This is a genomic window from Blautia intestinihominis, assembly GCF_040096655.1.
Taxonomy (GTDB): Bacteria; Bacillota; Clostridia; order Lachnospirales; family Lachnospiraceae; genus Blautia_A; species Blautia_A intestinihominis.
In genome coordinates, this window is record NZ_JBBMEI010000001.1 from 41,287 (window position 1) to 55,100 (window position 13,814).

General features: G+C 36.7%; 12 protein-coding genes and 1 pseudogene. All 13 read right to left on the reverse strand.

Annotation, left to right across the window (positions count from 1 at the left end; translation table 11 throughout):
• Window positions 1-41: 41 nt before the first annotated feature.
• The 13 genes and pseudogenes from WMO75_RS00140 to WMO75_RS00200 all read right to left on the reverse strand — a co-directional run bounded on the left by WMO75_RS00140 (window position 42) and on the right by WMO75_RS00200 (window position 13,806).
• Window positions 42-470, reverse strand: a complete 429-nt coding sequence (locus WMO75_RS00140) for a DUF1810 domain-containing protein (protein ID WP_302247427.1) — start codon at window positions 468-470, stop codon at window positions 42-44.
• A gap of 48 nt (window positions 471-518) precedes the next feature.
• A complete protein-coding gene (locus WMO75_RS00145) occupies window positions 519-812 on the reverse strand; it encodes a tetratricopeptide repeat protein (RefSeq protein ID WP_349077451.1) in 294 nt (97 codons plus the stop codon).
• Window positions 804-857, reverse strand: a pseudogene (locus tag WMO75_RS00150) (hypothetical protein); the annotation flags it as partial. The gene WMO75_RS00145 and the pseudogene WMO75_RS00150, both read right to left, overlap by 9 nt.
• Window positions 858-866: 9 nt before the next feature.
• The gene (locus tag WMO75_RS00155; protein ID WP_349077453.1) at window positions 867-1,379 is read right to left on the reverse strand and encodes a hypothetical protein; all 513 of its coding nucleotides are present in this window, start codon (window positions 1,377-1,379) and stop codon (window positions 867-869) included.
• Window positions 1,380-1,449: 70 nt separating this feature from the next.
• Window positions 1,450-3,090 carry an AAA family ATPase gene (locus tag WMO75_RS00160; protein WP_302247425.1) on the reverse strand — a complete coding sequence of 547 codons (1,641 nt, stop codon included), beginning with the start codon at window positions 3,088-3,090 and terminating at the stop codon, window positions 1,450-1,452.
• Window positions 3,091-3,120: 30 nt separating this feature from the next.
• A complete protein-coding gene (locus tag WMO75_RS00165) occupies window positions 3,121-3,540 on the reverse strand; it encodes a hypothetical protein (RefSeq protein ID WP_349077455.1) in 420 nt (139 codons plus the stop codon).
• Complete coding sequence (locus WMO75_RS00170; RefSeq protein WP_302247423.1) at window positions 3,527-4,228, reverse strand: DUF3990 domain-containing protein; 702 nt, start codon at window positions 4,226-4,228, stop codon at window positions 3,527-3,529. Before WMO75_RS00170 ends, WMO75_RS00165 begins: the two co-directional genes overlap by 14 nt.
• A 136-nt stretch (window positions 4,229-4,364) precedes the next feature.
• Window positions 4,365-5,423, reverse strand: a complete 1,059-nt coding sequence (locus tag WMO75_RS00175; RefSeq protein WP_349077457.1) for a BspA family leucine-rich repeat surface protein — start codon at window positions 5,421-5,423, stop codon at window positions 4,365-4,367.
• A 70-nt stretch (window positions 5,424-5,493) separates the two neighbouring features.
• On the reverse strand, window positions 5,494-6,522 hold the full coding sequence (locus WMO75_RS00180) for a hypothetical protein (RefSeq protein ID WP_302247420.1): 1,029 nt from the start codon (window positions 6,520-6,522) through the stop codon (window positions 5,494-5,496).
• 16 nt (window positions 6,523-6,538) lie between these two features.
• Window positions 6,539-7,537 carry a BspA family leucine-rich repeat surface protein gene (locus WMO75_RS00185; protein WP_349077459.1) on the reverse strand — a complete coding sequence of 333 codons (999 nt, stop codon included), beginning with the start codon at window positions 7,535-7,537 and terminating at the stop codon, window positions 6,539-6,541.
• A 36-nt stretch (window positions 7,538-7,573) separates the two neighbouring features.
• Window positions 7,574-9,070 (reverse strand): BspA family leucine-rich repeat surface protein, encoded by a 1,497-nt coding sequence (locus tag WMO75_RS00190; RefSeq protein WP_302247417.1) that lies wholly within the window; start codon window positions 9,068-9,070, stop codon window positions 7,574-7,576.
• A 55-nt stretch (window positions 9,071-9,125) separates the two neighbouring features.
• Complete coding sequence (locus WMO75_RS00195) at window positions 9,126-10,385, reverse strand: BspA family leucine-rich repeat surface protein (protein ID WP_349077460.1); 1,260 nt, start codon at window positions 10,383-10,385, stop codon at window positions 9,126-9,128.
• Between the two features lie 22 nt (window positions 10,386-10,407).
• Window positions 10,408-13,806 carry a BspA family leucine-rich repeat surface protein gene (locus WMO75_RS00200; RefSeq protein ID WP_302247413.1) on the reverse strand — a complete coding sequence of 1,133 codons (3,399 nt, stop codon included), beginning with the start codon at window positions 13,804-13,806 and terminating at the stop codon, window positions 10,408-10,410.
• Between the last annotated feature and the right edge of the window lie 8 nt (window positions 13,807-13,814).

Genomic DNA, 13,814 nt, shown 5'->3' on the forward strand with positions numbered 1-13,814 from the left:
AAGCGCTTACTCCATTTCAGTTCATCCACTGCATTTTCGTATTACCCATTTTCTTTCGAAAGCATTTTTAATGTCCGCCCATCTTTATGTCCATTATAAAATTTTTCCAGTACTTTCTCAAAAACAGCATTTTCCGGGTCTGCACAGGCAAATAAGGTCATGGAAGATTTCAGTTTCATGTCATCCGGTCTTCCCATGATCTGAGTTGCATTGTCATTGTCCAGATTTAATAATGCTTCTGAAATTTTCTGTAAATGCTTTCCCAGATATGGATCCTGCAAAAATGCCTTTGCCTCATCCAAGTCTCGGATTCCATAATAATCCGACATATAGCTTTTTCCAAGTCCTCTTAACTGTGGAAAAATATACCAGATCCAATGGCTTACTTTCCTTCCATTACGAATTTCTTTAAGAGCCTGTTCATAATCCTGCTCCTGCGGTTCTATAAATCTTTCCAGACGATCTCGCATTATTTTTTCCCTCCAATCATTTCTCATTATATATTCAATACGCCTGACTCATGAATTCCTTATTGCCTTTGTTTTTGCTTTCTGCCACTTGTCGTAGGCAGCTTTGTCACCGGCTTTGTAAGCCTCCTGGTACCAATAAAGTGCAGTTTTCAGATTCTTTCGTATGTATTCGCCATTTTCGCACATAGTTCCAAGCATTGTCATGGAAAGTCCCAGACCATTTTGCGCTGCACGCCTGAACCATTCATACGCCTGTTTTAAATCTTTTTCCACGCCGTGCCCTGTATAGCAGAGCACTGCCAGATTGTGCTGTGCTCCTCTATGTTCTGCCCTGGCTGCCATCTGATAATATTTTACCGCCTGACCATAATCAATCTCTGTTCCTTTTCCGTACTCCTACATATATCCAGCTGCAAACTGTGCTTCTGTATTTCCCTTGTCTGCTTCACGGAGAGTTTTGGAAAATTTAAGCTGCTCTGCATATTCCGGTACCCGCCTCTGCTTTGACACATTCAAATTTATTTTGAGCCCGGATGGTTTCTGAAGTTTCCTCTGGATGATTTCCCTCTGCATATAAATTTTGCCAAACCATTCGAAGTTTTCATCACTGGCATCTCTGCGTAGAATCGTTTTCATTAAATTTTCAGCTTCTTTCAGATCTGACACTGTTTTTTCCAAATCTTCCAGATCTACACTCAGACTTGCCCGATATGCTTCTTCTGCTTTCTTTCGCATTTCCTGGGCTTTTTCTATATAAATATTTGTGACCTTATGAAATTGGGTAGTTTCTTCATGGATTCTGCTGACAGACGGATATGCCACAAAATCCACTGTAAGGTCCCATCCACAAAAACATAATTTCTCTGTAACCTCTCTCCCGCATTGGGGACATTTTATTTTTCTTTTCATTGGTGTAACCTTCCTATATTTAACGGCAGAATTAAAATCAATTTATTCCTGTAAAATTTGTGGATTTCAATTAGCAACATTTTATCTTTTGCTCAGACAATACCTCAATCTTGCAACGATGCTTTTTCGTCTTCTTGTCATATCCGATTCCTACCGCTAGAATTCTTCCTGTATATCTGGAAGTTTCACCTAATTTTCCCTGAAATTTAAGTGCGTATTGTTTTTCTTTAATCTGAGCTATTGCTTCTTCTGGAGTGTGATCTATTTTGAGTTCCAAAATAATCGCATCTGAACTTTTATCTATTTCTGGATAAAAAATGAAATCTACATATCCAATCCCCGCTTTGTCTTCACGCTCAACACGGTACATATCCCGTGCTGCCAGATAGACCAGATTAATGACTGCTGTAAGGTCTGTCTCATTATTGTAATTCAGCAATGGGATTTCTGTATTATGCGCTTTTTCCAGTATCTCACACATAGTATCTGTATCATTTTCAAGCGTGGCTTTTAACATCCTTCCAGATTCTTTTGCCAAACGATACACATATCCCAAAGAGGGTTCTTTCTGTAGCATATCTGTGAATTTATCCATGAGTTCTTTATTTGGGACGGAAACTTTTCCTTTGTCGTAACTTAAGAAGCCATAAACCACCATCGCTGAAAAAATCTCTTCTTTTGTCTGGAGATTTTGTGAGGTTGCTGCATATTCGCGGATTTTTGCCGGAACAGATTCTCCTGCTGCCATTCTTGCAAGATCATCTCTGACCTCATCTACATTATTTTCGATATAGTAATAAATTTCATCATATGGTCCAGAACTTGTCCAGTAGTTTCCAAGATTGTTATTTGACAATGACATTACTACAGATCTTGGATTATATAAACGTTCTCCTGCTTGGGTATGATAGCCATCGTACCATGTCCGCAGCCCCTCTCTTGTTACTTTCTGAGTAAATTTACAGTTCTGCTGATATCGCGTAAATAACTGATCTACTTCCCTTTCTGTAAAGCCGAAATATTCTGAAAATCTCTCCTCACCCGCCATAGTGTATTCTGCAAACATATTTAATTCTGAACCACTGGAATATTTCGCTATCGGGAGAATTCCTGTCATATATGCCAGCCGCACATATGGACGGTCTTTTAACAGAGATCTCAGAAATGTGAGATATTTTTTCTTATCTGCTTCTGTTGCAAAATCCTGATGAAAAATATAATCCCATTCATCCAGAACAAAAATAAATTTTGCATTTTCATTTTCTTCATAAATATCCGTTAAAACATCTACTACATATTCTTCCTCTTCCAGAGCAACTTCTGGATAAGCACGTTTAAGATCTCGGATCAACCTCTTTTCGATTCTATTGATATACTGACTGTATGAAGAACATTCTCCGACAACATCGTTGAATGATATGTGAATCACCGCGTATTGATTTCTGTGCTGATGATACCCTTCCATTTCAGAAATCTGAAGTTTATGGAAAATGTCATCCGACTGACAGGCTCTTGAGAAAAAAGCTGTCAGCATATTCGCCATCACAGTCTTTCCAAAACGGCGTGGACGGGTAATGCATATATAACTGCTGCCTTCTTCTACAAGAGGAAAAAGCTCTGCTAATAATCGCGACTTGTCCACAAAATATGGCTTCTCTGTTTCGTTTTTGTATAAAGTATATCCTGTTTTACTGTCCAGATAAACACCCACTGTGAGCACTCCTTTCTCTCAAGCTCTGCCTTATAAAGAATAAATTTTTTTCAGCTTATCCACTGCATTTTCGATTGATGCTTCGTGCAGTGGGTAATATTTTTTGTAAAGATCTTCTGGACGAATCTTTTCTGCGATTTTTTCGGATGGGATAGCGTATTTCCATTGCATGTAGGTATAAATATCTGCCATCCATGCCAGGATAAACTCGTCATACTTTTCGCTAATTTGCAGTTCAGAATCTATTCGAATACCCATTTCTCCCAGGATCTGCTTCGGAGTTTTGTTGAGATATAATGGATTTCCCTCATCCATACGCTTCCTGTACTCACAGCAAAGATAGCGACTGATTACAGAAAACGCATCATCACAGTTTCTTCCAATTAATTTGAACAGATATCTGTGTTTTTTTAACATACTGTCAAGATAAACCTCGTCATATGCCGGCATTTTCGTATTCCCCACTTTCCTTGTCATACTTTAACAAATGGCTGACTGCATAACGCGCAGTAATTCCCGGAACTTCGTACCCATTTAGCAAAATTGATCTCATTCTTTCTGCCAAAAATTTACTTACTTCCCGCCGCGCATATAAATCGAATTTTTTGTCTTCTTCTGATAAAGCTACCTGATATGCATTCTGCCAGTGAATTTCTTTGAATGCTTTTTCTGATTTTAAGAATATCTGATTTCCCAGACTTCCTTTATAAAAAAGTCTCTCTACTTCGTACAGATTAATCTGATTCAGCAAAAAAGCCTCTATCACCTGTGTATAACTGTCATCTGCCCTGTATCCCTTTACGATATCTGCATCTGTAGTATTCGGACGATATCTCTTCACAAGTTCCTCGCCGACAATAGCAGCATTTTCTTCGTTAATTCCTCGGTTGGCTACAACCTCCGCGATCCATGCCAGCACGCCTTTCTCGTTCAGATCCAGCACTTCCAGATTTTCTAATGCAAGTGTATATTCATTTACCACAGATTTCTCTGGATCTCCATTTAACGTTGCCCAGCTTCTCGCCCGTTCCTCGTATTCTGTTGTATAAAATCCATTTCCATAATCATTGTCTTTTTTTCCTCCAAGATATCTTGGTTCTTTAATTATGTGATCTGAACCGTGGAATACTGTTATCATAGATTATTTGAACGCCCCTTCTATATACAACATTTTATTTTAATTATTTTCAGTATACACAAAAAACAGCTTTGAGACAACCGGAGTAAATGCAAAGAAAATTTATTTTTTACAGTAATATAGATTTCCAGAGAATTTATTTTCCAATTACAATTCCATCCATCCCACTATATCTGAACATGTTGCTGGTCTTGGCTTCTTTTTGGAAATGGAAATTCGAGATATCCAGATTCTTAAGGTTTTTGCAGCCCAGGAACATGCTGGACATGTCTGTTACTAAGCAGGTGTTAAAGCCACTTACATCCAGTTTCTTGAGTTCTGAACAGCCGCAAAACATCGTTTTCATATTCGTAACTTTTCTGGTGTCAAAACTACCCGTGTCCAGCTTTTCCAGCTTTGCACAAATCGCAAACATAAGCCCCATGTTGGTAACATTGCTTGTGTTGAATCTGCTCACATCCACTTTTTCTATTTTTTTACAGTTGGAAAACATCGCGTACATATTTGTAACTTTGCCTGTATCAAAACTGTCAACATCCACTTCTTTTAGTTTTTCACAGTTTGCAAACATATAGGACATATCCGTTACCCGACTGGTATCAAATAAATCATGGAAAACTATTTTGGTCGCATTTGAATATCCCTCAAAGAGATGGGCACAGCTGGAGTTTGCACATATCCCATCTTCCGAACCAATTTTGAGAGCCAGTATTTTGTTCTCTGCCTTCTCCGTCCATGCCCATATCGTTTGACTCTGATCTGCTGAAATATCCCACGCTCCATCTGGCGTAATATCTTTGTTGATTCTTATAAATTCGATTTCAGCAATGTCTTCACGTCGAATATTAGATCCAAAAGCAGTCTTTCTCATGCTATCGGCCATGAGTATCGGTCTTTCTTTATTTTCTCTGACAGTGAAATATTTATTTAATTCTGCAGTGATCATATACTGGATGTTTCTGTTGCTTTCGTTTGCTTTTTGCAAACATTCTATTGTCTTTTGGAGGTATTCCATACCTTTCTTTTTAAAATATTCCGAAGTATTCTGCTCTTTTTTCCAGCCTTCCAGTACAGAACTCTGAACTTTTGCCAAAGTTCTGTAATCTCTGTAATTCATTGTCTTTCCGTGTCCGCATTCCATACAGTTCTCTGCTGAATCCGGATTTTCTTTTTCACAACGTATGCATTTCCACATATAACTTTCCTTTCCTCTGGTAAAAATAGCAAGCTACACTTTCACGTTACAACTTCTGCTCCTGACCAGATTACAGATCTCTTAGAGATTCTTCCAGTTTTTTCTCAAAATCAATATCATCCATATCAGCATCAGAATCTTCTTCATCAAGCAATTTAAGCAGGCTCTTCTCGAAGTCAAACTCGCCAATATCAACAACAGGCTTTTCCGCATTAAGCATTTTATACAGTGAAATAAACAGCAATTCTATATGCAAAGTATCATAAAAACCTGTAAAAATTTCTTTTTTATCAAGAAGTATAGCATTATGACTTCCTTTGGTGGTTATCTCTGTGCATTCCTTAAATTCTTTCCATGATATAAATACTTCCTGACATCTTGCCTGCCTAGAATAAATTCCCCTGCTTGTAACTGCAAATCCTTCGATTCCTCTTTTAAACCATGAATCATCGTGAATAAGATAGATTTTATCATCCGATGGTATTTTTAATGTGTTTATAATGTTATCTTTTTGTCCAGTATTAATATGCTGCAGATCTTCGTAAGAAAGAAAGTTCTGGCAAATTTCTTCGATAGTTTTTCCTGTATAATTTCTTTTATCTTTATAGTTATCCAGGTCACTCTGATTAAGCACACGAAGTTCTTTTTTTGATATTTTACTTGATATTTTTCTTTTCCGTGATTGTGTTTTTTTCCTGTCTGTATCAGATTCTTTCTGTCCTAATACGTTTTGTCCCCCATAACGAAATGGACTTATATTCTGCTCTGTCTGATGATCATTTTCGACCATTTGTATATTGAAATTTTTATTTAACCCAGAAGCTTTTTTTACTTCTGTGATTACTTTTTTTGTCTTCTCAGCAGATCCACTTAAACCGGATTTTACCAGAAGCTCTACTGCTTTTTGCAGATGTTCGACTGCCTGTTTTCTGATATATTCTGGATCATTTTGATCATATTTCCAAGCACCAATCATCTCTGTTTCAAGTTTGCTGACCACACGATGACCTGTATAATCCATGGTTCGTCCATGTCCACAGTTTTCACATTGCTCTGCTAAATCCTGATTTTCTTTTTCACAGCGTATGCATTTCCACATATTTTTCTTTCCTTCTTTACCGTATTAACTTTATTGTAGATAACTCGATTCCACTACCATCAAATATTGACTCCACACCTATCTCATCTCCATCTATATTAAAATTTGATATGTCTAAATTTTTTAATTTATGACATCCTCCAAACATACGTGTCATAACTGCTACCGATTTAACATTAAAATTACTTACATCCAGTTCTTCAAGAGTACGACAATCGCAAAACATATAGCTCATATCTCCAACATTACTGGTATCAAAGCCACTTACATCCACTTTTTGCAGATTATAGCAACTGTCAAACATCATTCCCATATCTATAACATTGCTTGTGTCAAAATTACTCACATCTATTTTTTCCAAATTATAACAATCCGCAAACATCTTCCACATATTCCTAACATTTTTTGTCGAAATGAGCTTATTAAACGAAATCTTTGTTACCTGTGTATAATTCTGAAAAAAGCTCTCACAATCAGAATTTGCATATACGCCGTTCCTTGATCCAATCTTGAGAATCTTTTCGTTATCTCTGTCCTCTATCCACGCCCAAATGGTTTTACTTCGATCCTCAGATACATCCCAGGCTCCATCTGGGAAGCTATTTTTTCTGTTTTTTACAAATTCTATTTGGGTAATATCTTCACGAAGAATATCTGATCCCAGAACCTTTTTTCCATCATTATCGGCCATCAATGTCGGCTTTATTTCTGCTGTTTCGATACTCTCTTCGTTCATAAAATATTGGTTCAACTCCAACACTGTCATACCCCAAATATTTTTATTTTCCATATTTATTTTGTAAAAACACTCTATTACTTTTTGAAGATGTTCTCTTCCCTGTTCCATAAAATATTGGGGAGTATTCTGCTCTACTTTCCAATTTTCAGTTATGGACTCCTGCACTTTTGACAAAGTTCTGTAGGAGATATAATTCATAGACTTCCCATGCCCGCACTCTGCACAGTTCTCTATAGAATCCTGATTTTCTTTGTTACAGCGTATGCATTTCCACATATATGTTTATGTCACTCCCCTATTTCTGTAAAGCAATTAAAAAGTTCTCTTCAAAAATGCACGAATTGAGTCAAACAACCTTACTAACTCCCATGGATTCGAATTATCCCTCGAATTTTTATAATTAAATGCGATTGCTATTTCATCAATCCTCACACTATTATTTTTTACATCTATTGCTTTAGCTTTTTTCAGCATTTCCCATGGAATAAATACTTTACTTTTATCGTAATACAAATATTTCGTATAAATTCCTTTATCTGTAATTGCAAATCCCTCTGCATTTTTAACTGTAGGCCTTCCCGTAACAAAGCTTGCCAGGAAGTTTGATGAAGCGTCATGAAGAAGATATATTATATCATCATGTGGTATTTCCAACACCTGGTGCAACACCTGGTTTCTATTTTTCCAGCCATTATTAAATACTGCATTTTTCTGATAAGACAAAAAATCTGCACAGATTTCTTCTATGCTATCTCCACTATAATATCTTTCTGAAGCAAAAATTTTCCGTGCTGATGCACCTTGTTTTTCTGTGCTACACTCTTTATTCACCCCAACATTTTTAAACATATTTTCTGTAGTAACATCTTGTCCAAAACAAAAATTTGATGTATCCAAATTTATTAAACTTTTGCAGTCCGAAAACATGAAATTCATATTTGTAACCTGTCTTGTGTCAAAACTTCTTACATTTAAATTTTCCAGTTTTTCACAACCACAAAACATAGCCTCCATATTCGTGACATTACTTGTTCTGAATTCTTTTATATCCACTTCCTTCAGTTCTTTGCAATCATAAAACATCCATGACATATCTCTGACTTGCTCAGTATTAAACCCACTTATGTCCAGTTTTTCCAGCTTCTCACAATACTGAAACATTGCCCGCATATCTGTAACCTTGTCGGTTTTTATCTCAGCTATTATATACAAATTCTTCAGTTGCTCACAGTTTAGAAACATAAAGCTCATATCCATAACTTTCTCATTATGAAAAGTATTTCCAGCAAAAGTTGTTAACCTTTTGCAATCGTCAAACATTCCATGCATATCGGTAACATAACTGGTATCAAATAAATCGTAAAAACATATTGCCCTAACATTTTCATATCGATAGAACAAATTTCGGCAATTTGAATTTGCATACACACCATTTTCTGATCCAATATTCAAGATACATCCGGCCGACGTTTTGCTTATCCATGCCCAAATTGTTTTACTTTTGTCATCTGATACATCCCAGGCTTCTACCGGAACACTATCACAATTTATTTCTACAAATTCTATTTTGATGATTTCTTTCCTGAGAAATCTACTTCCAAATACAGTTCCATTTTTCTCATTATCCTCTATGCAATCTGCCATCAGCATTGACTTTTCTTTTTTCTTCTTCCAATTACTCACCATTTCCGGACGGAGTCTGCTGATTGAGCGGTGACCTATGTAGTCCATAGCTTTTCCGTGGCCACAGTTTTCACAGTTCTCTATAAAATCTTGATTTTCTTTGTTACAGCGTATGCATTTCCACATATATTTCCCCCTTGTTGCCTCGATTTTCCCTTATGATCTATCCATTATCTCGGACTTATCGCGTTATTCCGGAGTTTTTGAACATATCGTCTGTGATAACATTTTCTTTGTAACGGAAATTTGAAATGTCCAGGGTTTTGAGTTTTCTGCATTCCTCAAACATACTTTGCATGAATACTACTTTGCTGGTATCAAAGCCGCTTACATCTATTTCTTCAAGGTTTCTGCAGTAAGAAAACATATCTTCCATATCCTCAACCCGGCTGGTGTCGAAGAGGTTATTGAATTTTATTCTTTTTACATTTGTATAAGCCATAAAAAGTCTTTCGCACGTTGGATTTGCGTAAACTCCGTTTTCTGAACCGATGTACAGGGTTGTTCCCTGAGGGCGTGCTGTGACCCATGCCCAGATTGTGTTGCTCTGATCTGCGGACACATCCCAGGCTCTGGATGGGACCTGAGCTTTTGTAGTTTTTATAAATTCTATCTCATGGATATTCTCTCGAAGAATGCTTTTTCCAAAAACATTTGTGACGATCCAGCTTTTATTACTGCTATCCTGCATCAGAGTCGGTTTTTCTTTCTTTTCTGTTTGACTAACTGGTTTCCGATTCAAATATTCGTGGATTACGGCAAACATCAATTCAAGTTCCAGAAGTGTGTCTCTGTCACCGCTAAAAAAAGCGATGGAGTTTTGTCCTATTGATAATTCAGAATCTCCACCTATACATATAAAATCAGATTCTTGAAATTTCTTCCAGGATGTAAATTCTATTCTTCTAAATAACGCTTTCGCATAAATTCCCTGATCAGTAACTGCAAATCCGCTTTGCCCGTTTTTTCTCCACGTATCGTCGTGGAGCAGATAAATGTTGTGATTCTGGTATATCTGCAGAGTTTTTAAAAGCTCAGAATTTTCTCGCTGTACATTATCAACACTCTTATTGGCTTCATAAGAAAGGAATTTTTCACAGATTTCTTTGATACTGTATCCTGTATAACTTCTGTTGATTTTTCGTTTTTTCAATTCGGCCCAGTTATCTTCATTTGTTTCCAGAACTCGTGTTACGGACGTTGGATTCTGAGTCAGCGGATATTTTCGTGGTGCTCCATTCGTGGTTTTTTCTCCATCCGTGGAATAATCATATGTTGTGGATGAGCTGTTGTTATTTATTTTCCAGTTATCTGCTGTGGAAAGTTTGATTCTGGACAGGGTACAGTGGTGGATATAATCCATGGTCTTTCCATGACCGCACCCTGTACAGTTCTCTATGGAATCCTGATTTTCTTTATTACAACGTATACATCTCCACATAGCCAGTTACCTCGTATTTATTCTATTCCAGACTTCTGTTATTCAGATATTTATGAATTGCAATAAACAATGCCTCTATCTGCAGCCTCACTCTATCTCCACCAGTATAATAAGCGACCCTTTTTCCATCAAATCGTATACAGCAGCCCTGTATATTTACTTTCTCGCACTCTCTAAATTCTTTCCATGACATAAATTCTGCTTTCTCTCCAAAATCTGCAACATACACACCTTTATCTGTAATTGCAAATCCATTTTTACCTCTTGAAAACCATGAATCATCATGTATAAGATAAATTTTGTCACTGTCTGATATATTTAGTGTATTTCTGACTTTGCCTTGCCCATTATTAATAGATTTATTGTCCTTATAGGAAAGAAAGTTCTGGCAGATTTCTTCAATACTGTTTCCAATGTAATGTCTACGATTCTCTCGTTTATCCATTTCTTCCCCATTGAACACATAAAGTGTCTTCTGTTTCCTCGCAAAGTCAGGAACAGTATTATCTTTACTTGCGCCACACTCTTTAAACATGCCTTCTACATTGACATTTGGTGCATAATAGAAATTCGAGGTATCCAACTGTGTAAGGTTTTCGCAGAAAGAAAACATATCTTTCATATTTGTAGCTTTCCTTGTATCGAATCCACTTACTTCCAGCTTTCGTAAGTTACCGCAACGACAAAACATTGCTTCCATATTTTCAACTTGATCTGTTTTGAAATGACTTACATTAATCTCTGTCAACCTTTTGCATTTACAGAACATAAAACTCATATCTTTTACAAGTTCTGTATTGAAGCTGCCTACATCCAGCCTTTCCAGTTTTTTGCATTCATAGAACATTCCGTCCATATTTGTAACTCTACTTGTATCAAATCCGCCTACATCCAGTCTTTCCAGTTTTTCGCAGCCGTTAAACATGTCATGCATATTCTCAACAGATCGTGTATCAAAATTACTTACATCCAACTCTTCCAGGTTTCCGCATCTCAAAAACATATTACACATGTTATCTACTTTACCTGTTTCAAAATTTCTTACATCTATTTTTCTCAGTTTAGCGCACTCCCGGAACATTGCTACCATCGTCGTGGCATTTGACGTTTTAAATCTGCTTACATCCAGTTCTTCCAGATTTATACAGCCCATGAACATTGCCCACATATCCTCAACTTCATCGGTTTCAAAACTGCTTACATCTATTTTTTTAATTTCTTTACAATTAAAAAACATCTGTCTCGTGTTTTTGAGTTTACCCGTTCTAAAGCTTCGTAAATCCAATTCTCTCAGATTTTCACAATCCCTAAACATGGCAACCATATTTTCTACATTGTCAGTGCCGGCATTGGTCAGATCCAATTCCTGCAAAGATTTACAGTTCAAAAACATGTATCCCATATCTCTGATATTTTCCATTTGAAATCCTCTAAGATTGAGGACAGGCAGTTTTATGCAATTACCAAACATCCCATTCGCATCTGTAACTTTACTGGTATCAAAAAGATCGTTAAATACGATTTCTCTGACATTTTTGTATTTCCAAAAAAGATTTCGGCAGTTTGGATTTGCATAAACACCATTTTCTGAGCCAATTCGAAGGATATCTCCTTCTCCTGTTTTGCTCACCCATGCCCAGATTTTTTCACTTCGATCTTCTGATACATCCCAGGCTCCTCCTGGAATTGGTGATACTATACGGATAAATTCGATTCTGTAGATGTCATTTCGTAAGATGGAACTTCCAAATATTGTTCCATTTTCTTCATCATCACCAATACAGTCTGCCATCAATACTGGTTTTGATGTATTTTGATTTACACCACAGCCTGTAAACATATCCTGTATATTAACATTTTGTGCATAGCGGAAATTCGAGGTATCCAGCTGTGTAAGGTTTTCGCAGAAAGAAAACATATCTTTCATATTTGTAGCTTTCCTTGTATCGAATCCACTTACATCCAGCTTTCGTAAATTGTAACAGCCATTAAACATTGCTTCCATATTTTCAACTTGATCCGTTTTGAAATGGCTTACATTAATCTCTGTCAACCTTTCGCATTTACAGAACATAAACCCCATATCTTTTACAAGTTCTGTGTTGAAGCTGTCTACATCCAGTCTTTCCAGTTTTCTGCATTCATAGAACATTCCATACATATCTGTGACTCTGCTTGTATCAAATCCGCTTACATCCAGTCTTTCCAGTTTTTCGCAGCCATTAAACATGTCATACATATTCTCAACAGATCGTGTATCAAAATTACTTACATCTAACTCTTCCAGGTTTCCGCAACCCTTGAACATATTGCTCATATTTTTAACACATTTTGTGTTAAATCTGCTGACATCGAGTTCTTTCAAATTCGCACATTTATAGAATATATCATGCATATTTTCAACCTTATCTGTTATAAAATTGCTTATATTCAGTTCTTCCAGACCACTGCACTCCATGAACATACAGCACATATCCTCTACGTTGCCTGTTTCAAAATTACTTACATCTATTCTTCTCAACTTAGAGCACTCTCTGAACATGGCAACCATTGTTTTGACATTTGAAGTTTTGAATCTGCTTACATCCAATTCTTCCAGATTTATACAACCCTTGAACATTGCAAACATGTCCTCAACTTTATCCGTTTCAAAACTGCTTACATCTATTTTTTTAATTTCTTTACAGTTATAAAACATAGATCTCGTGTTTTTGAGTTTGCCCGTTTTAAAACTTCGTAAATCCAATTCTCTCAGTTTTTCACAATTCATGAACATATACGCCATATTTTCTACATTGTCAGTGCTGGCATTAGTCAGATCCAATTCCTGCAAAGATTTACAGTTCAGAAACATGTATCCCATATCTCTGATATTTTCCATTTGAAATCCATCCAGATTCAGTGCAGTCAAGTTTATACATTCACCAAACATTCCATTTGCATCTATAATACGACTGGTGTCAAAAAGATCATTGAATACTATTTCTTTGACATTCCTATATCTCCAGAAAAGATTTTGGCAGTTTGGATTTGCGTAAACACCATTTTCTGAGCCGATTTGAAGAATGATTCCATCTTCCTCTCTGCTCGCCCATGCCCATATTGTTCTGTCTCTGTTTGCTGAAACATCCCACGCTCCTGTTGGAACATTTTTAAGATCTATTTTGACGAATTCTATTTTGTTAATTTGCTGCCTGAGAAGTATGCTGCCAAATACAGCAGGCTGTTCCTCATCATCCTCTACATCGTCTGCCATCAACATTGGCTTTTCTTTTTGCTTTTTCCAGGTTTCGGTCATTTCCGGGCGGAGTCTGCTTACTGAGCGGTGACCTGTGTAATCCATTGTTTTTCCGTGACCACAGTTTATACATTTTTCTGTTGAATCCTGGTTTTCTTTCTCACATCGTATGCATTTCCACATATTTTTCT

What these genes read in the sequence shown, in the direction of transcription:
- WMO75_RS00140 (WP_302247427.1), bottom strand. Translation starts at nt 470, where the DNA reads ATGCGAGATCGTCTGGAAAGATTTATAGAACCGCAGGAGCAGGATTAT.
- WMO75_RS00145 (WP_349077451.1), bottom strand. Translation starts at nt 812, where the DNA reads ATGGCAGCCAGGGCAGAACATAGAGGAGCACAGCACAATCTGGCAGTG.
- WMO75_RS00155 (WP_349077453.1), bottom strand. Translation starts at nt 1,379, where the DNA reads ATGAAAAGAAAAATAAAATGTCCCCAATGCGGGAGAGAGGTTACAGAG.
- WMO75_RS00165 (WP_349077455.1), bottom strand. Translation starts at nt 3,540, where the DNA reads ATGCCGGCATATGACGAGGTTTATCTTGACAGTATGTTAAAAAAACAC.
- WMO75_RS00170 (WP_302247423.1), bottom strand. Translation starts at nt 4,228, where the DNA reads ATGATAACAGTATTCCACGGTTCAGATCACATAATTAAAGAACCAAGA.
- WMO75_RS00175 (WP_349077457.1), bottom strand. Translation starts at nt 5,423, where the DNA reads ATGTGGAAATGCATACGTTGTGAAAAAGAAAATCCGGATTCAGCAGAG.
- WMO75_RS00180 (WP_302247420.1), bottom strand. Translation starts at nt 6,522, where the DNA reads ATGTGGAAATGCATACGCTGTGAAAAAGAAAATCAGGATTTAGCAGAG.
- WMO75_RS00185 (WP_349077459.1), bottom strand. Translation starts at nt 7,537, where the DNA reads ATGTGGAAATGCATACGCTGTAACAAAGAAAATCAGGATTCTATAGAG.
- WMO75_RS00190 (WP_302247417.1), bottom strand. Translation starts at nt 9,070, where the DNA reads ATGTGGAAATGCATACGCTGTAACAAAGAAAATCAAGATTTTATAGAG.
- WMO75_RS00195 (WP_349077460.1), bottom strand. Translation starts at nt 10,385, where the DNA reads ATGTGGAGATGTATACGTTGTAATAAAGAAAATCAGGATTCCATAGAG.
- WMO75_RS00200 (WP_302247413.1), bottom strand. Translation starts at nt 13,806, where the DNA reads ATGTGGAAATGCATACGATGTGAGAAAGAAAACCAGGATTCAACAGAA.